This window comes from Alishewanella agri BL06 (assembly GCF_000272005.1).
Classification (GTDB): domain Bacteria; phylum Pseudomonadota; class Gammaproteobacteria; order Enterobacterales; family Alteromonadaceae; genus Alishewanella; species Alishewanella agri.
In genome coordinates, this window is the sequence record NZ_AKKU01000026.1 from 394,045 (window position 1) to 412,820 (window position 18,776).

Here is an 18,776-nt window from a genome sequence, read left to right on the forward strand (position 1 = left end):
GTTAGAGAGAGCCGCATTTACCTTCGCCACACTTCATTTCTTTGGCTTTATCACTGGCTTTTTTCTTGGCATCAGCGGCTTTTTCCTGACCGGCAGCTTTAGCTTCAGCAGCCTTGGCTTTGGCATCGGCTTTATGCATTTCGGCACCGCACTTGCCTTCACCGCATTTACCTTCGCCACATTTCATTTCTTTGGCTTTGTCGGCAGCCTGCTTTTTGGCATCCGCCATTTTTTGCTGCATTTCGGCGCCGCATTTGCCTTCGCCACACTTGCCTTCACCGCATTTCATTTCTTTGGCTTTATCGGTGGCTTGCTCTTTTACCTTAACCTTAACCCCGGTATTGTCCTGGGTGGTCACTTGATAGGCCATACTCAGTTGCTGCGCCTGAAACGGGTTGCTATCCGCCAGGGCATTACCTGAGCCCAGTGCAAGGGCGCCCAGCGCCAGAGTTAATTGCGTTTTGGTTAATGTATTCATCACGTTTTCCTCTTTTGTTCAACTGGCCAGCATTTCCGCTGGCCATCATCAGAAAATAAAAGTCTGTTCACTGCCCGGTAATACAGTACGGCTTAGTTTGCAGTTACGACCTAGTTAATAACGGGTAATCAGTTCCAACCAACTCGCCGGCAAATTTTCAGTGGCGAGCACCAATAGGGTTTGATCAAGGTTCGTTAAGATTAACAACGCCACCAAAATTAAACTATAACCCAAAATCTGGCGGCCGCGCTCTCCTTTGGCAGCAAACTTGGGTAAAAAGCGATGTGCTGAGCCTGCCATCAGATAAGCAACGATAATCAGCGGCAGTGCCGCACCTAAGCCAAAGACAAACATCTGTAGCGTCGCGCTTACTATCGATGTCGAGGTGTTAGTAAAACTTAATGCTGCACCTAACACGGGTCCGGCACAGGGGCTCCAGATGGCACCTAACAACAACCCCAACCACAAGGCGCCACCGGGCTTTTGTTCCAGGCGGCTTGCCAGGTTATCCGCTCTTGCCGCTAATGGCGCCAGTAGTGAAGAGGAGCCGCTTTTAAATGCCGGCACCACCAGCATCACACCCAGCAATAAGATAATAATGGCAAAGACAGGTCTGCTTTGCGCAATGCTTATATCGAGTAATTGGAGTACGCCGTTAAGCATTGCCCCCATTAACGCAAAACCAATCGCTAAACCCAGTCCGGTTAATACTGGTGCATAACGGTGTTTAGCTAACCCTGACGCCGCCATTACAGGCAGCACCGGCAGAATACAAGGGGACAGTGTAATCAGCATGCCAGCCAAAAACAGCAAAGGTAAAACGGAGACGTCAGGTAACATGGTGCCTCCGCTTACAGCGCTTTCATCAGTTCAGTTTTGATCGCATCAGCCTCGGTCAGCCCCCGGGTTCTTGATACTTCAACCCCGTCCCGATACACAATAATGGTGCTCTGGCCGGTTACACCGAAGCGTTTGTTCAATGCTTTTTCGGTAACCTGGTTATATTGCAGTACGGTAAGATTAGCGAACTCGGGCAGTTGCAGCGTGCTTTCGATGACTGGAATTTGTTTGCTACACACCGGACAGCCTGGCTTGGTCGCAACCAGCACGAAACTGCCTTTTGCTTCAGCCAGCTGAAAACTGTCTGCGGAATAAGCGGGTAAACTCAGAGTGCCAGCGTATGCAGCAGGCAACTGAGCGAATGTCAGAGTGATGGCGGTGCTGATTAAAGCCGCGGTCAGTAACGAAGTCTTCATACGATGTTCCTTTTAGAAAGTCAGATTAAATGTGCCAGAACACGCTCTGGTCGCTGGTTATTGCCTGACGCTAAGTAAAAGGTTACAAAAAAAAGCGAAAATTATTTTATGCGGGTCTGTAACCTTTTGCTGTTTACCGGTCAATACTCAGATACAGGCAGATATGCCACGGGAATGAATCGAGAAATCTGATGGATGAGTGGTCGACTTTGCTAGTTAGAGCACAACAAGGGGATAACGCAGCCTATGAGCGTTTTTTGCGCCAGGCAGTCCCCTTTATCAAGCGTCGTGGGCGACGTTATGTGAATAACGATCAACTTGACGACCTGGTCCAGGAAAGCTTGTTAACGATTCATAAGGTATTACACAGCTATCAGCCGGGTTTGCCGGTTGAACCCTGGATTAGCGGCATTTTACGGCATAAATTTTATGAAAACCGGCGCCAGCAGATCCGCCAGCAAGCAGAAACTTACCCGGAGGATGACTCCTGGCATCCAACAGTCGTGGCAGATCACGAGGATCAGGCTGAGGCATTGCAGCGATTATTATCACCGCTGACGGATCTGCAAGCAGAGGTACTGTACGCAACCAAGGTCGAGGAAATGTCAGTGGCGGAAACGGCAAATATGATGCAGCGCAGTGTGGCATGGGTAAAAGTCAATGTGCACCGTGCGTTAGTGTTGCTTCGCAACGAAATTGTAGCCGGCAACGTGGGGGGCGAGCGCAGATGAAGGATAGAACAGAGCAATTAATTAGTCAGTTACTGGCGCAACATAGTGCAGTAGTACCGATGATCAGCAACAAGCTGATAGTGATAGGATTGGTACTGTCTCTTTTTGTGGCAATGGTACTGTTAGCGCCTTTGGGTTTGAGGGAGCAGTGGTCATTGTTAGCGCTGTTAAAAACGGTTGCGCTTTTTTCGTTCACTTTCGCGCTGTTTAGATGCACTCAATTAAACTGTCAACCAGCGGTGCAGCCTCTGCGACACTATCAAGGTGTTGTACTGAGCCTGTTATCCGGGGCGGTTGCTTTAGCGGCTATCGGTTGGCTGGCACCACCACTTTCGCTTGCTGCTGCCCTTGCCGAGTCATCATTTTGGGGCTGTGTGGCCTGGATTGGTATTGTTGCGACGTTTTGCCTGCTGGGTTTGTTCCGTTTACTACGCCGGGCTAAACCACTTTATCGTTGGCGTTTGGTGCTGAGTTCTAGCGGTTTAGCGGGTTTTCTGGCCGCCACGGTTTACTCTTTACATTGTCCGGTGGATGCGCTGGCTTACCTCGGTACAGCCTATGTACTGGCTATGCTGCTGGTCGTTGCAGTTGGCTATGTCTTAAGCCGACGACTTTGGCATTGGTAGTACATTAATGCATATGTTTAATGCACCCGGTAATAACGACAGAAGTAATCCACAATGGCTGAGGCATCCAGGCGCTGAAATTTCAGCTGATGCCGCTCCATCAGGGCTTTACCAAGGGTGCGCAGCGTATGATCCAGCGGTGCACCTGCTGGTCGTTCCAACTGATGTTCTTTAAATAAGAAATCCAGCGCTACCGAAGTATAGGATTTGCCCGGCTGCGGTCTGGCCAGCTCCAGCTCCTGCAGGCGTACCCCCAGGTTACGGATTTTTTGCAGGCAATCACGCTCGTTCATCTGTTACTCCGATCTTAAAATTGTTTCGCTTTTAAACTTATCGGCGCAATCACGGAAAACTTTAACCGGCAGCAGCACAGGTTGATGCTTTTTGTTACTATACCGGCAGATTGATTTGACCCTTAAGGCAATAGATGACGCAACTTGAGCAACAGCTGGCACTGGTGCCGGCACAACTTGGCCCACAACTCGATACTGCATTAGTAACCGGCATTTTAGCGCAGCCGATTTTGCCTGCTGCTTTTATTGGTCAGGACCGCGCCCGTACCGCCCTGGAATTTGCGATTGGTATGGATATGCCGGGCTACAACCTCTATGTAATGGGGGAGCCGGCATTGGGACGATTTACGTTGGTGCAGGAAATTTTGCAGTTGGCCGCCAGTGAAAAAGCTACCCCGGAAGAATGGTGTTACCTGAATAATTTTGACGATGAGCGGGTGCCGAACACGCTACGCTTATTGCCGGGTGAAGGGCGTGTGCTGGTTAAGAAGTTGGAGGCCCTGATTGATGACTTGCTGGATACCTTTCCGGCAGCCTTTGATAACCCGGGCTATCAACGTAAGAAGAAAGCGATTCACCGCGCCTTTGATGAGCGCTATGAGCAGGCGATCGAGCAGGTAGAGAAGAAAGCGCTGGAAAAGCAGGTGGTGCTTTACGAAGAAAACGGTGCGGTAAGCTTTTCACCGATCATTGACGGCAAACCCTTGGATGATCAGGAGTTTTCAAAGTTAACCGAAGAGCAGCGTCAGTATTTCTATGACTTGGTGTCAGAGCTAGAAACCATTCTCAATGAGCAGCTGCTGGAATTACCGCAGTGGAAACGTGAATTATCCGAAAATCTGCGGGCCTTGCGAAAAGATACCATCGAGCAGGCGATTAAGCCGATGCTGAAAAAATTAGAGCACCACTATAATGCGGAATTAGGGGTGTTAAAGTATCTGCGCGAAATGCGTCCGGAACTGGTTAAGGCCGTGATGGAGTTGTTACCGGACGAATCTGAGGCTGATAAAAACGATAAAGGTGAAGAGCCGGTTAGCCGTGAAATCTTTATTGAAGAGTTTGTGCCTAATGTGCTGGTACACCATGAAACGATGTCGGGTGCGCCGATCATTTTTGAACCTAACCCCAGTTATGGCAATTTGTTTGGCCGGGTTGAATACAGTTCAGCCGGCGGTTCACTCTATACCAACTATCGGATGATCCGTCCCGGCGCTTTGCATAAAGCCAATGGCGGTTATCTGATCCTGGATGCGGATCGGTTATTGAGCCAGCCGGCAGTTTGGGATGCGCTGAAACTGGCGCTAAAGGCGGGTGAAGTGGTGATTGATACGCTCAGTGACCATGCCGTCACTAACTCTACTATTATCACACCTCGGGCTATTCCGTTAAATGTAAAAGTTGTATTGCTGGGATCGCGCGATCTGTACTATCTGGTGCAGGATTTTGATGAAGAGTTCAACGAGTTGTTTCGGGTATTGGCGGATTTTGAACACTATTTACCCTTTTTGCCGCAAACACTGACCGATATGACGGCGCAAGTTCTGCTGCAATTGCAGGAAATGGGCTTACAAAAATTGAGCAACTGTGGTTTGCAACAGCTACTGCTGTTCAGCTTTCGCCAGGCGGAGCATCAACGCAAATTATCAGCGCGCTTTGCTGACGTGTTGGAGTTGGTGCGTGAGGCCTGTTTTTATGCCAGACAGCAGCAAGCCGATGAACTGACCAGTGCGCATGTCCGTCAAGCCTTGGCAGGCAAAAAATATCGTACCGGCCGGATCAGTGAAGCCTTTTTAGAGGATATCCAGGAAGGTCATATTCTTATTGATACCGATGGACTGGCGGTGGGGAAAATTAACGGTCTGACAGTGTTGGAAATTGGCGATACGGCGTTTGGCACGCCAGCACGGATCAGCGCCACCGTATTCGCCGGCTCCAGCGGGGTCGTCGATATTGAACGTGAAGTGGAGCTGGGTAAAGCGATCCACTCGAAAGGGGTGCTGTTATTAACCGGTTATTTAGGGGCGAAATATGCCCGTGATTTCCCGCTGACGTTAAGCGCGAATATCGCGATGGAACAATCTTATGGCCATATTGATGGCGACAGCGCCTCATTGGCCGAAGTGTGCGCTCTGATCTCGGCGATTACCGAAATTCCAATTAAGCAAAGCCTGGCGGTAACCGGCTCGATTAACCAATATGGTCAGGTACAGGCAATAGGCGGCGTGAATGAAAAAATTGAAGGTTACTTCCGGCTTTGTCAGTCGCGTGGTCTGACTGGTGAGCAAGGGGTGATTATTCCGGCTAGCAATCAGTTGAATCTGGTGTTGGATCAGGATGTGGTGACTGCTGTTGCCGCCGGGCAGTTCCATATTTACACCGTCAAAACCGTGGATCAGGCGTTGGAGCTGTTGACCGGTGAAGTCGCTGGTGAGCGGAATAGCCGTGGTCAGTATCCGAAAAAGTCAGTTAATGGCCGGGCGTTGTTGCGTTTGGCGGAGATTGCCGAGCTGGTGAATGGTAGTAGCGAAGAATAATAGTTAAAAACAGAAAGCCGCGATATCGCGGCTTTCTTAGCTCATCATTAGTTCAAAGATCAGCTACACTTTTTACCTTTACAGGTACTACCACCACCGCCAGTATCACCGCCGCCAGAACCTGCGCCGGCACAACCGTAGGTAGTCAGGTAATCATGCGCAGCTTTCACCTTAACAATACCTTTACCGAACTTCACCACATCGCCATTTGCCGGGCGAACCGCGGTCGCTTTTAAGGCGTTACGGATTTGGGTGCCGGTACATTGTGGGAAACTCGACCATAAGCGCGCGGCCAGACCTGCTACTGCCGGCGTTGCCATTGAAGTCCCACTCATATAACCGTAGTCTGACGCGCCAATACTGATACTCGCCGAGGTTGCCGCTAACAGAGCACTACGATCTTCTAACGCAGCACCCACAGCCGGAATGCTGGTTTGGTTGCTGGTACCCAGAGTACCGTACAACATACCCGGTTCATTGTTGATCAAAATCGCGCCAATACCGCCGGACAATTCGCAGTTACGTACTTTATCGTAGAAGGAAATGGTACCGCGGTCGATCACACAGATTTTACCGGCAGCCGCGCTGTTCGTGCTGGTTGCCAGCCCCATAAAGTAGGTATTGCCTGCGGCATCGCCGGTATTTTCCATAGCCGAAGCAGCATAGCCGGTGTTGTTTGCGGTTAAGGCTGCAAAAGCGGCACCACCTGCCGGATAAGTCGACAATGTATCGACACCACCGGCGGTAACTTCAACACACAGACCTTCGTTAGTCGTCTGTTGTCTGCCGGTACCAGAGGTACAGGATGGGTATTGTGAGAAGGTGGCAATTTGATCGTTGGCATCATTAGCGCCAATCATCATCACAGAGGTATAACCGGCCGGGTAGGAGCGGGTCGTGTTGCCGCTGTTACCTGCTGCCGCCAGCACCAAACCACCATTATTGGTAAAATTAATGAAGGCGTTTTCTTCGGTGCTATTGGCGCGACCGCCACCCAGACTCATATTAATTACCTTGGCACCATTTTGTGCACACAGATTTGCGGCATGGGCTAAGTCAGACGAGTAGCCCCAGCCACTATCATTAAAGACTTTAATAATGTGCATCGGTGTGCCTGGTGCCATACCGATCACGCCAAAACCATTATCTGCCGCACCGATAGTACCGGCCACGTGGGTGCCATGCGGGCCGCCATCGCGGAACCAGTCACCGGTACCTGAGTTACTGGTACCACTGATGCTACCCCAATCAAAATCAGCATTGTAACCACCGGTCTCACCGCTATCGCGGGCGATACCTGAGTCAATTACGCACACTTTTGGCGACGTGCCCAGGTTAAACGGCGTTTGGTGCGCTTGTGATTGAAAATAAGCGTAAGGCGTTAACTGCTGTGTCGTCGGATCGCCAGCGGTATCATTATATAAGGCCAACGGGTAGCGTTTGGCATCTTCTTCAATCAGTTTGATATGCGGATTACGCAGCAGGCCTTTAACCTCTGCCAGATCTTTACCGCTGAAGGTAGCAGCAATAAAGCCATCAGAGTCGACGTTAATTTCGCCGCCCAGTTGCACCGCCAGTGCCTTCACTATGCCTTTCTTATCATTATCAACCTGAATAACATAACGATCTGAAGCGACCGCCTGACCGGTTAAGCCCAGCGCAACCAGCGTTGCCAACGCCAGGGGAGTAAGGTGGTTTTTTTTCATGAGAGTTCCTTCACTGCTGTGGTATTGGTCAAAGACCTTATAATTTTTATCGCGCTTATTGTGCGCTTTATCGCAAAATAGCTTGCAGGACTAGTTTTGACACGAATAGCTAGAAAAAGCAATCAGCAAAGCAGGTACAAGATAAAAAATAGCTGGAGTAGCAGTATAGTGAGGCTGAGCCTAGTTTAACGGTTAATGCGCCAGTGGCGGAACAGGGCGAAAACGAGTAGCAAAGTACTAAAGCTAAATAACGGCAGATTACCTAACTGACTATAGAGCGTCTTAGCCTGCGTCAATTGTAGGGTGTCGCTTAGCACCGCTTCGGTAAACTGTGGTGCGCGCGCTCTGATGCGGCCATCGGCATCAATGGTGGCGGTAATGCCGTTATTAGTAGCGCGCAATAGTGGCAAACCGAACTCCAGCGCCCGCATCCGGGCGATTTGCAAGTGCTGGTGTGGGCCTATACTGTCACCGAACCAGGCATCATTACTCACCGTGAGCAATAGCTGCGTTTCGCCGGTCAGATTGGCACGGATTTGTGATGGGAAGGCGATCTCAAAACAAATTGCTGGCAATAACTCAATGCCATTGGCTTCAAGGTTTGGCTGCACATAACTGCCGCGGTTAAAAGAACTCATCGGCAAATCAAAGATCGGCGCTAATTGCCGTAAAAAGCTTTCAAAGGGTACAAACTCGCCAATGGGGAGCAAATGATGTTTACTAAAGCGGTTTGCATGACCATGAAAGTAATGGCCACTATCGGCATCCGGCGTTTGTTTACCCAGCACGATTAAATTGTTCCAGGCTTCCTGGGTACGCAGGTTGTAGTCGATTATGCCGGTAATGATGGCGGTATCACTATAAAATGCAGATTTATCAAGATTTTCCAGAAAATCATCGGCCAGCGGCTCAATGCGGGGCACCGCGGCCTCCGGCCAAATCACCAACTGATGTGAACTCAGGTGTGGCCGGGTCAGATCCAAATATTTCAACATGGTCGGCCATTCTTGTTCCGGTACCCAGCGAAGTTCCTGCTGCACATTACCTTGTACCAGTAATACACTTAGCTGCTGGTTACCGTACTGCCAGCCTTTGACGGCACTGAGCCAGGGGGCAGCAAACAGTAAAATGGCGCTGAGCAGTAAAGGCACGAGTCGGTTGAGCTTGGACGCCGGCGCCAGTACATTCGCGATACTGGCCGCCACCCAGATTAGGATGGCGCTGATACCAATTTCACCGATTAAAGGTGCATAGTGTTGTAACCAGGAATCGGTTTGACTATAACCAAGTGATAACCAGGGGAAGCCGGTGAGCAAGAAACTACGCAGCCACTCGCTAAAGGTCCAACTGGCCAGCAGTAGCAGGGGCAAGGGTAAGCTTCCGAGTAAACGACGGCTCAGCCAGGCAGCCAAAGCCGGGAACAATGCCAAATAAGACACCAGCAGGGCCATTAACCCCAGGCTGGCGATTAAGGGTAAGCCACCGAATTGGTCGATGCTGACATGAACCCAGCTAATACCGAGTCCGAACCAGCCGAGGCCGTAACAAAAACCATACCAGGCCGCTTGACGCGGGCTTGGACTGTTGGTAATCGCAAGGCTCAACCCGACCAGTGTTAAGAAAGGTAGCCACCACAAGGTATAGGGCGCAAATGCCAGAGTATTAAGTAACCCTAGTACCACCAGTATCGCGCCCTGCAGCCAGGGGTTTAAGTTCAGGCGCAGTATCTTCAGTTTCCTTCTGCTTCCGACTCGGCCGCGCGCACCACCTGTAATTGCATCAGTCGCCGGCTATTTGCTTTGCTGACTTTAAAAGTCAGGTTGCCAAGCGTAATGCTCTCGCCGCGGGTCGGCATATGGCCAAAGGCATGCAACACTATACCGCCAATGGTATCGGCATCTTCTTCATCGAAATTCGTGCCAAAGGTTTCGTTAAATTCGTCCAGCGGAGTTAAGGCACTGACCTGAAACACCCGTGACGCCATTTTCTTGATATCGTTCTCTTCTTCATCGTCGTGTTCATCTTCAATCTCACCAACGATTTGTTCCAGGATATCTTCAATCGTCAATAAGCCGGAAACACCACCATATTCATCCACCACTATCGCCATATGATAGCGTTTTTGCCGGAACTCGCGCAGTAGTGCATCCACCCGCTTACTCTCCGGAATAATTACCGCAGGCCGCACTAAATCTCGCCACTGCCAGTCTGCGCTATTCGGATCCAGCGCATATTGCAGCAGATCTTTAACGATCAAAATGCCTTCAATATGATCTTTGTCTTCGTTGACGACCGGATAACGGCTATGATTATTTTCTAACAGGATGGGCAATAACTCTGCCAGCGGTTGCTCGATGTCCAGGGTAGCCATTTGCGAGCGCGGGATCATAATGTCTCTGGCGCGCATCGTTGACACGTCCAGCACGCCTTGCAGCATATTTTTGGTATCAGTATCTATTAGCTCGCGGATGGCAGCTTCACTGATAATATCTTCCAGATCAGAAATATCCTGAGGCTCTGCGCTGAAAATACTGGCGATACGTTCTAACCAGCTACGCGGCGCAGAACCGCGACTAGAGTGGGGATTGTCGTCACTCATTAGTGAACTTTAACTCCGTAAAGAATTGAACATCGGATGTGCTCTGCCAAGATCAGATATCATCCAGTAAATAAGGGTTGCTGATGCCAAGCTGTTGCAGGATTTGAATTTCCTCTGCTTCCATCTGTTCAGCATCAGCGTCATTTATATGGTCAAATCCCAATAAATGCAAGCAGCCGTGCACGACCATATGTGCCCAATGTGCTGCTAATGGTTTATTTTGCTCAGCGGCTTCAGCACGGACCACGCCGGCACAAATCACCAAGTCACCCAGTAACGGCAGCTCTATGCCCGGTGGACACTGAAAGGGAAAACTCAAGACATTAGTGGCTTTGTCTTTGCCACGGTATTGCAGATTAAGTTGCTGACTTTCCTGCTCATCGACGATCCGGATAGTGACTTCAGCTTCATCCTGAAACGGCAGAATAGCCGCTTGCAGCCAGCGTTGAAATTGTGTGACGTCAGGCAGATCACTGGCACTGCTGGCCAGTTGCAAATCCAGGATGATGCTCATCGCCGACTCCCGTTCCGGGTTGGCTCATCGGTTTTTGGATGGGCCGCTTCGTAGGCCTCATAGGCCATCACAATACGTTGTACTATCGGGTGGCGTACCACATCTTTGGCATTAAAGAAGTTAAAACTGATTTCCGGCACCGCACTAAGCACATCAATCGCATGTTTCAGGCCTGAATACTGACCGCGGGGCAAGTCGACCTGCGTCACATCACCGGTGATCACGGCTTTAGCGCTAAAACCGATGCGGGTTAGAAACATCTTCATCTGCTCGATGGTGGTATTCTGGCTTTCATCCAGAATAATAAAGGCATCATTTAGCGTACGGCCGCGCATATAGGCCAGCGGCGCAATCTCAATCACGCCACGTTCCAGATACTTTTCAACTTTTTCAAAACCCAGCATTTCAAACAGCGCATCGTACAGCGGGCGTAAATAGGGGTCGACTTTCTGCGCCAGGTCACCGGGTAAAAAACCCAGTTTTTCGCCCGCTTCAACCGCCGGGCGGGTTAACACTATGCGTTTGACCTGACCACTCTCCAGCGCATCCACCGCACAGGCGACTGCCAGGTAGGTTTTACCGGTACCAGCCGGGCCTATGCCAAAGCTGACGTCATGCTGCAATACGTTGGCAACATAAGCCGCCTGATTAGGGTTACGGGGTTTGATCAAGCCTTTTTTGGTTTTTAACGCGAATTCGCGCTGCGTGCCTTCCTGCCCCTGATACTGAATATCAAAGTGTTCGCTAATCGTCAGGTGTACTTGCTCCGGACTAATAGCTTGCGGCTGTTGCTGGGCATTTAGCGTTAATTGATAGAGTTCACGAATAATCAGTGCGGCAGCGTCAATGTTGGGCTCAGGTCCTTCAATCCGGACCAGATTGGCGCGGTGACTGATTTGCACCAGTAACCGGCGTTCCAGGTGCTGCAGGTTGTCGTCGTAAGGACCACAGAGTAGGGTGAGCCGCCGGTGGTCGGCAGGCTCAAGTTGTAATTCAATACTGCTACTGTCGCTATTCAAACTGGTTCTCTCTGTAGACTCAGGCAATCATCTTAGGGAACATAAGCTGTCACACCCAGCTCGTCTGTTTTTGGCTGTCGTGCCAGAATTTGCGCCGGTGCGGTCTGGCGGCGCAGGCCCATCTCCTGCTCGGTACGCAACAAGGTGCCACGCAGTGAGTTGCTAAATACATCGGTAATCAGCACGTCAACAAACTGACCAATCATCTGTGGCGAACCTTCGAAGTTAACGACTCTGTTGTTCTCAGTGCGACCGGTCAACTCCATAATATTTTTCTTCGATGGGCCTTCCACCAGAATACGTTGCTCGGTGCCTAACATACCCCGGGCAATTTTCAGGGCTTGCTGGTTAATGCGATCTTGCAGGATATACAGCCGCTGTTTTTTGGCGTCTTCGCTAACATCATCCGGTAAATCGGCGGCAGGGGTGCCGGGACGGGCGCTATAGATAAAACTAAAGCTCATGTCGAAACCAATTGCCTGGATCAAATCCATCGTCGCCTGGAAATCTTCATCGGTTTCACCCGGGAAGCCGATAATAAAATCCGATGACATACTTAAATTCGGACGGATTTTCTTCAACTTACGGATCTGGGCTTTATATTCCAGTGCGGTGTGACCGCGTTTCATCAGGTTTAACACCCGATCGGAACCTGATTGTACCGGCAAATGTAAATGGTCGACCAACTCCGGCACATCGCGATACACCTCAATAATATCGTCGGTAAATTCCACCGGATGCGAGGTGGTATAACGAATACGGTCAATACCGTCGATGGCGGCAACCAAGCGCAGTAATTCGGAGAAATGACAAATACCGCCATCATGGGTGGCACCACGATAGGCATTAACGTTCTGCCCCAGCAGGTTGACTTCACGTACCCCTTGTTGGGCCAGTTGGGCAATTTCAAATAACACATCATCCAGTGGCCGGCTGACTTCTTCACCACGGGTATAGGGCACCACGCAGAAGGTACAGTATTTCGAGCAGCCTTCCATAATGGAGACAAAAGCAGTTGGACCTTCGGCCTTTGGCTCTGGCAGACGGTCAAATTTCTCGATTTCCGGGAAGGAAACATCGACCACAGGCGAACGATCACCGCGCACGGCATTGATCATCTCTGGCAGGCGGTGCAGGGTTTGCGGGCCAAATACGATATCGACAAAGGGCGCCCGCTCACGGATGGCGCTACCTTCCTGTGATGCCACGCAGCCGCCGACACCGATAATCAGCTCCGGATTCTTCTCTTTCAGTGGCCGCCAACGCCCCAACTGATGAAACACCTTTTCCTGAGCCTTTTCACGAATCGAACAGGTATTCAGCAAGATCACATCAGCTTCTTCTGCCTCTTCGGTCAGCGTGTAGCCATGTGTGGCATCCAGCAGGTCTGCCATTTTCGATGAATCGTATTCGTTCATCTGGCAGCCCCAGGTTTTAATATGCAGCTTCTTACCCATTATTCTTGCCTGTGTTGTCGCCTGTAAAAAAGGGAGCGTATTTTAGCCTGTCTTATCACGCAGTACCAGAGCAGTGCACGAAAGTATTCCATTCAGAGTAAGCGCTGCCGTGTCGTAATATAACCGGCGTAGAAAATCACCAGCACCCCGGCAGCCCAGCTCATGGTGATGGGCTCCTGCCAGAACAGGTAACCAAAGGCGCCGGCAAAGATCACACTGCTATAAGTCCACATGCCAATATCACTGGCCGGTGCTATGGCATAGGCGCGGGTCATCGCCAGTTGCCCAATGGCCGCCAGTACACCCATACCCAAAAAAGCCAGCCAGACGCTGCCGTTAAGTGGTTGCCAGTAAAAGGGCACGGGGATTGCTGACAGTACTGCAGTGAGTAGAGAAAAATAAAATACAATGCGTACCGCCGGTTCGGTATCAGACATATAGCGAATAGTGGTTTTGGTCACAGCGACCAGAATGGCTGAGGCCAGAGCCACCAATAAAATGATATTCAGGTTGGGGTCTGGGGTAGGCAGCGCCAGCACCACGCCGGCAAAACCAAGCACAATGCCGGCTAGCGTGATGCGCGACGGTCGCTCTTTTAGCCAGAAGCGGGCGATAATTGGCACCACAAAAGGCGACAGTAATAACACCAACATACCTTGTGCCAGTGGCAAGCGGGCCAGCACATAGAAAAAACAGTACATTGAAATAATGCCGGTTAGTGCCCGGCTGGCGTGCAGATACCAACGCTTTGTTTTCAGCAGGCTAAAACCGTGTTTAAACAAAAACGGCAGCATCAGCAGCAACGCAAAGAAATTCCTGAAGAACACCACCTGAGCTTCAGTGGCGGTCGCGCTGGTAAATTTGACGATAGCGCCAATGCCGGCAAAGCAAGCTTCAGCCAGTAATAACAGCAGGGCGCCTTTAACGAGATGCGGAGTCATGTGGAGTCCGGAATGATCAGAGCCCGCTATTATAAAACGATTGTCAGCAAAAAGCTTAAGGCTGCGGCAACCGGTGACTTATACCTGCCAGTTGTCATTATCGCGGTTTGACGTAGGCGCAAATTGCTCTGATTGTAATAACGCCAGCAGCTCAGCCGCCGGTAAGGGTTTGCTGAATAAGAATCCCTGAATTAAATAACAGTCGCGTTTATTAAAAAACGCCAGCTGTTGCTCGGTTTCTACCCCTTCCGCGACGCAATACATGCCGAGACTGCCTGCCATACCCAGCATGGCATCGATAATGGTCTCATCATTATGGTCAATACCAATATCCTGCACAAAGCTACGGTCAATTTTGATGGCGTCCAGCGGTAACTCTTTTAAATATTTCAAAGACGAATATCCGGTACCAAAGTCATCCAGTGCCAGTTTAATGCCGGCATCGCTCAATGCTTGCATAGTACGAATCGCGCTTTGTTGATCACGCATTAGCGCACTTTCGGTAATTTCAAAGCGTAAGGCGACAGTCGGGAGCTGATACTTATCTAACAAAGCCAACACGCTTTCTGCTAACGCGGGTTGTTCTAAATGCTGGGTCGTCAGGTTAACTGACAGGTACAGGTTCATGCCGGCCCTGCGCCATTGCTGCATATCGTAGAGGGCGCGTTCCAGCAGCTGTTGCGTCATCTCGACAATCAACCGTAACTCTTCGGCCAGCGGGATAAATTCCGCCGGGGAAATCATACCGTCGCTGCTTTGCCAGCGTAATAGTACCTCGACCCCGACAATACTTTGTTCGCGACTGTCGATAATCGGCTGGTAGTAGTTGATAAACTCCTGGCGCTGTATCGCCTTGCGTAAGCGGGTTTCTCTGGCCAGCTGCATATGAGCTTTTTCATTCATCTCTTTGATAAAGAACTGGAAGTTATTACGGCCGGCTTCTTTAGCATGGTACATAGCGACATCGGCGTGTTTCATTAACTCGGTGCCGTTTAACGCATCGTCCGGATAGATCGCAATGCCGATACTGGGCGAGACCGCAACGCTGTCGGAGCCTAACTGCATCGGCTCGCTAATAGTGGCGAGCATCTTTCGCGCCACATGGCTGATATTGTCGTTATTCTTATAGCCTTCGAGTAAAACAACAAACTCATCACCACCCAGCCGGGCTACTGTATCACTGTCCCGCAACGTCAATTTTAAGCGTCTGGCTACTTCTTTTAGCATCAGGTCGCCAATGTCATGCCCCAGTGAATCATTGATATGCTTAAATTTATCCAGATCGATAAAGCAAAGCGCCAGCGAGCGCTTTTCCCGTTTGGCTTTTTCAATACCATGTAAGATCCGGTCCATTAATAAGGCGCGGTTTGGTAAGCCGGTCAGCGCATCATAATTTGCCAGATAACGCAGCTCATCTTCTGCCACTTTTTGTGCTGTAATGTCAGTGAATACCAGCACATAAAAGCTGACACCTTGCTCACCGACGGCGCTGACATTAATCAGCGTTGGCCGTTCGCGGCCATCCGGCGTAATCACTTGCTCTTCGCCTTGCCAATGATCGCCTTTGACCATGGTTTTCAGCAGTTGGGTGTAGAAGCGGCGTCTTACCAGACTAATCCCCAGGTGATGTACCCGCGGGCTGTCTAAATAGGGTTCTATGCCACCAAAAGCCTGACAAAAGGACTGGTTAGCAGCCAGGACGCGTTGCCGGGTATCCAGAATAACCACCCAGTCCCGTGTCTGCTGAAAGGCTTCGCCAAATAGCCGCGCTTTCTCTTCATTGGCTTTGGTTTCAGTAATATTGCTGTAAGTGCCAAGCAACTTCAGTGCTTGTTGCTCCGCACTAAACTCCGTCACCCGACCGCGGTCACGGAACCAGAGCCAGCGCCCATCCTGATGGCGCATCCGGTAGGTGACATCCAACATCTGGCCGGGTTGTTCCAGGACTTTCTGCCATTGCAGTTCAAAGTTTGCGATATCGTCCGGATGAATTAACGAACAATGCTGCTGATAAGTAATACGTTGCATCAGCTCTGACGTGCCCAACATCCGCGGTAAACGACTGGACTCCAACGTATTGCTGCTAGCCAGCCACTCAAAGGCGCCGCTGTTAACTGAGGATAATGCCTGGTTTAGCCGCTGCTCGCTAATGCTGACCTGTTGATGAGCCTGCTGCAGCACCGCGTGTTGCTGCCTGCGGCGGCGTAAGAACCAGGCGAGTAACAGGGCGCTCAAAACAGTGTAAATTAGTAAAGCCGGTACACTGCGCCAGAGCGGAGGCTGAATTGTCAGGTACAGGCTGGCGGGTTCACTTTGCGCGCCGGTAAGGGGTGAGATTGCCACCACATTAAACTGATAGCGGCCCGGCGACAGTTGCGGGAATAATACCTGGCTGTCCGATTGCTCCGGGTAACTGCTTTGTGATTGCCCATTTAACCAATAGCGATAGCGCAGCTTATGGTTTTGATGAAAACTCATGGCGCTGAAGTTGATCCGCAGGCCGGTATCTTTGGCACTGAGGTTGAAGACCCGGTCATTCAGGTAACCATGTAACTCTTGTTGTTCCCCTGCCAGCACCGCAAAGTCGGTAATAACCACCCGTAACGGTGGTTGAGTGCGCTGTAGCCGGCTGGTGTCGACTAATACCACGCCCTGCTTGCCGCCAAAGGCCAGTCTGCCGTCCGTTAACTGCGTTACGGCCTGTGGGTTAAAGTCATCAAAGGCCAGGCCATCGGCCCGGTTGAAATACTCCACTTGCAAGTCAGCAATTTTGACCCGGGCCAGCCCTTGCCGGGAGGAAAACCAAAGATCACCGTAAGGATCAGTAATCAGTGCCAGAATTTCATCGCTACGTAGCTTGTTCTGAACGGATAAGTGGTACCGCTGCTCCAGTGTTTGCGGATCGAAAGCAAAGAGGCCGGCACCTTTAATCCCAAGCCAGAGTAAGCCAGACGGTGCCAGGTGCATCACGGTCGCATACCGATTGAGCTGTGGCTGATAATCCGGGTGCTGATAAATCAGCTCGACCTGCTCGCTAGCGGGCGTGTAACGCCAGAGTTGATCGGCGGTACTTAGCAACAGGCTTTCGCCATTATCGGCGCTACCAAGAAACTCGCCAAAAAAATCCATCGGTAACGTCTGGGTTAGCTGGCTAAGTTCCTGAAGTTTACCTTGCTCAGGCCAGTAGCGGTAGAGCTGCTTACGCTGCACAAAGAGTAGCGATTGTTGAAACTGCACTAAGGAATGTGCACCACGACCTAAAATATCCTGTATTTCAACCGGCAACGGCAGTAACTCACCGCTGCGGCTGTTCAGCCCCTGGATCCCTTCGGCTGTTTCCAGCCATAAGATATCGTTCAGCGCTATCACGCGGCGCACTCTGCCCTGACGCAAATTTTGTGTTGGGTTTGGGTTCGCCAACAAAGGGATGACTGTGCCGGTATCCGGATGCAATTGGTTTAAACCGTTCTCAGTTCCCAGCCACAGTGTGTTGGCCGTACTGAGCAGGCTATTTACACTGTCATGACTCAAAGCATAGCCATTACGGTTCGACCAGCTGGCGAAAGCCTCGGTTTGTGGATGCCAGTAATAAGCCCCGTCACTGCGATTGCCCAGCCAGAAGCCGCCATTATTATCGGTTGCCACATCAATAATAGTATTGTCGCTGACCGTCTGATTACTGGTACTAAAGCACAAGATCAGTTGGGGTGCTTGCATCCCGGCTTGGTAGCGATAGAGTCCCTGATCGGTGGCGATATAGAGTTCGTCTAGCAGTTGGCGTAGTTGCCAGATATTGCGCTCAGCAAAAACGGTGTGTGCCTGGTAGGGCGTGCCATGCTGCAGGAAGCGTTGCAAAGCCTGACGTTCGATCGCATATAAACCACTGACGGTGCCGACATACAGATGTGTCTCTGTCAGCAGTAAATTCTTAGTATGCTGTTGTTCTGCGCTCGGTGCTGTGATCTCGGCTGGCAAATGCGGCAGATACTGGTGCACACCGCTGTTAAGATCGAGGTGAATAACGCCGTTAAAAGCTGCGATAAACAGCTGTTGCTGCTGCAACATTAAATGCCGGATCCAGCCCGCAGGGTAGCCCAGCGTCTCTAAGTCGAAAATTTTTGTCAGATTTTTATCGCTGATCTTAAGCCGATAGATAGCTTGATTGACGACAAACAGCAGATGATCGGGATCCTGTTCAATCAAGGTCAAAATAGTCGATTCAACCGGATGGCCGGGCTCACGTGGTGCGGCAACAAATAATTCGAAGGTGCCGGCCTCGGCATTGTAAAGGTAGAGCCCGGTATGATCGGCACTTAGCCAGAGTCGGCCCAGCGAGTCTTCTAAAATATCATTAAAGGCAATTTCAGACAGGCGATGCGTTTGCGCATGCAGCTCAGTGAGTTTATTGCCATCGAAGCGATTGATACCTCCGGCGGTCGCGATCCATAAAAAGCCGTGCCGATCGACTAATAAATCTTTAACGGTACGGTGCGACAAACCTTGCTCAGGCGTCAGCGGCAATAACGTTGTCTGCGCCTGCAGCGTAAAGGGGCTACAGCACAGTAATAGCAAGATGACGAACAATTTTACCACTGCACGATCCTATGACTGGTAGCTTAGCT

15 protein-coding genes are annotated in these 18,776 nt (G+C 50.6%); 3 read left to right on the forward strand and 12 right to left on the reverse strand.

Annotation, left to right across the window (positions count from 1 at the left end):
• Nucleotide 1: 1 nt before the first annotated feature.
• The 3 genes from AGRI_RS15465 to AGRI_RS15475 all read right to left on the reverse strand — a co-directional run bounded on the left by AGRI_RS15465 (nt 2) and on the right by AGRI_RS15475 (nt 1,734).
• Entirely contained in the window at nt 2-478 is a 477-nt protein-coding gene (locus AGRI_RS15465) for an HvfA family oxazolone/thioamide-modified RiPP metallophore (protein WP_008985806.1), read from the reverse strand.
• Between the two features lie 114 nt (nt 479-592).
• Nucleotides 593-1,318, reverse strand: a complete 726-nt coding sequence (locus tag AGRI_RS15470) for a cytochrome c biogenesis CcdA family protein (RefSeq protein WP_008985807.1) — start codon at nt 1,316-1,318, stop codon at nt 593-595.
• A gap of 11 nt (nt 1,319-1,329) precedes the next feature.
• A complete protein-coding gene (locus AGRI_RS15475) occupies nt 1,330-1,734 on the reverse strand; it encodes a thioredoxin family protein (protein WP_008985808.1) in 405 nt (134 codons plus the stop codon).
• 191 nt (nt 1,735-1,925) lie between these two features.
• On the opposite strand from AGRI_RS15475, the gene AGRI_RS15480 reads away from it, so the two are divergent.
• Nucleotides 1,926-2,465, forward strand: a complete 540-nt coding sequence (locus AGRI_RS15480) for an RNA polymerase sigma factor (protein ID WP_008985809.1) — start codon at nt 1,926-1,928, stop codon at nt 2,463-2,465.
• Nucleotides 2,462-3,091, forward strand: coding sequence for an NrsF family protein (locus AGRI_RS15485; protein ID WP_008985810.1), 630 nt, complete (start codon nt 2,462-2,464; stop codon nt 3,089-3,091). Before AGRI_RS15480 ends, AGRI_RS15485 begins: the two co-directional genes overlap by 4 nt.
• 17 nt (nt 3,092-3,108) lie before the next feature.
• Here AGRI_RS15485 and AGRI_RS15490 read toward each other — a convergent pair whose 3' ends face one another.
• On the reverse strand, nt 3,109-3,384 hold the full coding sequence (locus AGRI_RS15490) for a hypothetical protein (RefSeq protein ID WP_008985811.1): 276 nt from the start codon (nt 3,382-3,384) through the stop codon (nt 3,109-3,111).
• Between the two features lie 134 nt (nt 3,385-3,518).
• On the opposite strand from AGRI_RS15490, the gene AGRI_RS15495 reads away from it, so the two are divergent.
• The gene (locus AGRI_RS15495; RefSeq protein ID WP_008985812.1) at nt 3,519-5,918 is read left to right on the forward strand and encodes a Lon protease family protein; all 2,400 of its coding nucleotides are present in this window, start codon (nt 3,519-3,521) and stop codon (nt 5,916-5,918) included.
• Nucleotides 5,919-5,977: 59 nt separating this feature from the next.
• Here the strand turns inward: AGRI_RS15495 and AGRI_RS15500 are convergent, their stop codons facing one another.
• The 8 genes from AGRI_RS15500 to AGRI_RS15535 all read right to left on the reverse strand — a co-directional run bounded on the left by AGRI_RS15500 (nt 5,978) and on the right by AGRI_RS15535 (nt 18,747).
• Nucleotides 5,978-7,624: a S8 family serine peptidase gene (locus AGRI_RS15500; protein WP_008985813.1), complete on the reverse strand. Its 1,647-nt coding sequence runs from the start codon at nt 7,622-7,624 to the stop codon at nt 5,978-5,980.
• Between the two features lie 185 nt (nt 7,625-7,809).
• Nucleotides 7,810-9,306, reverse strand: coding sequence for an apolipoprotein N-acyltransferase (gene lnt / locus AGRI_RS15505; RefSeq protein WP_008985814.1), 1,497 nt, complete (start codon nt 9,304-9,306; stop codon nt 7,810-7,812).
• Between the two features lie 47 nt (nt 9,307-9,353).
• Nucleotides 9,354-10,223, reverse strand: coding sequence for an HlyC/CorC family transporter (locus AGRI_RS15510; RefSeq protein WP_008985815.1), 870 nt, complete (start codon nt 10,221-10,223; stop codon nt 9,354-9,356).
• A gap of 52 nt (nt 10,224-10,275) precedes the next feature.
• Nucleotides 10,276-10,737, reverse strand: coding sequence for an rRNA maturation RNase YbeY (ybeY, locus tag AGRI_RS15515; RefSeq protein WP_008985816.1), 462 nt, complete (start codon nt 10,735-10,737; stop codon nt 10,276-10,278).
• Nucleotides 10,734-11,756, reverse strand: a complete 1,023-nt coding sequence (locus tag AGRI_RS15520; protein WP_008985817.1) for a PhoH family protein — start codon at nt 11,754-11,756, stop codon at nt 10,734-10,736. The genes ybeY and AGRI_RS15520 overlap by 4 nt, the downstream gene beginning before the upstream one ends.
• 32 nt (nt 11,757-11,788) lie before the next feature.
• Complete coding sequence (gene miaB / locus AGRI_RS15525; RefSeq protein WP_008985818.1) at nt 11,789-13,213, reverse strand: tRNA (N6-isopentenyl adenosine(37)-C2)-methylthiotransferase MiaB; 1,425 nt, start codon at nt 13,211-13,213, stop codon at nt 11,789-11,791.
• Between the two features lie 92 nt (nt 13,214-13,305).
• Nucleotides 13,306-14,154: a DMT family transporter gene (locus tag AGRI_RS15530; RefSeq protein ID WP_008985819.1), complete on the reverse strand. Its 849-nt coding sequence runs from the start codon at nt 14,152-14,154 to the stop codon at nt 13,306-13,308.
• Between the two features lie 78 nt (nt 14,155-14,232).
• Nucleotides 14,233-18,747: an EAL domain-containing protein gene (locus tag AGRI_RS15535; RefSeq protein ID WP_008985820.1), complete on the reverse strand. Its 4,515-nt coding sequence runs from the start codon at nt 18,745-18,747 to the stop codon at nt 14,233-14,235.
• Nucleotides 18,748-18,776 lie beyond the last annotated feature (29 nt).

Bases quoted from the DNA above. Each gene is read 5' to 3' on its own strand.
- AGRI_RS15465 (WP_008985806.1), bottom strand. From the start codon at position 478: ATGAATACATTAACCAAAACGCAATTAACTCTGGCGCTGGGCGCCCTT.
- AGRI_RS15470 (WP_008985807.1), bottom strand. From the start codon at position 1,318: ATGTTACCTGACGTCTCCGTTTTACCTTTGCTGTTTTTGGCTGGCATG.
- AGRI_RS15475 (WP_008985808.1), bottom strand. From the start codon at position 1,734: ATGAAGACTTCGTTACTGACCGCGGCTTTAATCAGCACCGCCATCACT.
- AGRI_RS15480 (WP_008985809.1), top strand. From the start codon at position 1,926: ATGGATGAGTGGTCGACTTTGCTAGTTAGAGCACAACAAGGGGATAAC.
- AGRI_RS15485 (WP_008985810.1), top strand. From the start codon at position 2,462: ATGAAGGATAGAACAGAGCAATTAATTAGTCAGTTACTGGCGCAACAT.
- AGRI_RS15490 (WP_008985811.1), bottom strand. From the start codon at position 3,384: ATGAACGAGCGTGATTGCCTGCAAAAAATCCGTAACCTGGGGGTACGC.
- AGRI_RS15495 (WP_008985812.1), top strand. From the start codon at position 3,519: ATGACGCAACTTGAGCAACAGCTGGCACTGGTGCCGGCACAACTTGGC.
- AGRI_RS15500 (WP_008985813.1), bottom strand. From the start codon at position 7,624: ATGAAAAAAAACCACCTTACTCCCCTGGCGTTGGCAACGCTGGTTGCG.
- AGRI_RS15510 (WP_008985815.1), bottom strand. From the start codon at position 10,223: ATGAGTGACGACAATCCCCACTCTAGTCGCGGTTCTGCGCCGCGTAGC.
- ybeY (WP_008985816.1), bottom strand. From the start codon at position 10,737: ATGAGCATCATCCTGGATTTGCAACTGGCCAGCAGTGCCAGTGATCTG.
- miaB (WP_008985818.1), bottom strand. From the start codon at position 13,213: ATGGGTAAGAAGCTGCATATTAAAACCTGGGGCTGCCAGATGAACGAA.
- AGRI_RS15530 (WP_008985819.1), bottom strand. From the start codon at position 14,154: ATGACTCCGCATCTCGTTAAAGGCGCCCTGCTGTTATTACTGGCTGAA.